This is a genomic window from Vibrio sp. M250220, from assembly GCF_036533795.1.
Lineage (GTDB): Bacteria > Pseudomonadota > Gammaproteobacteria > Enterobacterales > Vibrionaceae > Vibrio.
On the sequence record NZ_JATABI010000224.1, the window covers coordinates 1 to 396 of the forward strand.

The window sequence follows — 396 nt, forward strand, 5'->3', positions numbered from 1 at the left end:
AGTGCAAGGGTCATGTCCTCAAGGTTAAAGCGATGATTGAATCTAAAGCAGAATTCTCCAAGATATCTCGGTAAGTGTTTCTTGCGTATCGCATGATACGTCCCATGTAGCGAGTTCTTAACATTACCAATCATTGTATCAACCCATTCGAAGTGTTCTTGCACCACCTCCAAACTCTCGGCTTGGCTCTTATTTTCAACATCATGGTAGACATTTGCATCGACTAAGCCTTCAAAACAAGCAAGTCCATCTGTATCGCAGCAACGAATGGCGTTTTCTTTTTAGAGCCACGACCCCGTTTACCGCCCTTGCCTTTACCACCCCAATAGGCATCATCAAGCTGCACAATGTTCTCAAGTGGTTGTTTATCATCGTTTTCCTTCATTGCTTGCATCA

General features: G+C 43.7%; 1 pseudogene. It reads right to left on the reverse strand.

What is annotated here, in order from left to right:
* Window positions 1–396 (reverse strand): annotated as a pseudogene (locus QTN94_RS20540) (transposase); the annotation flags it as partial.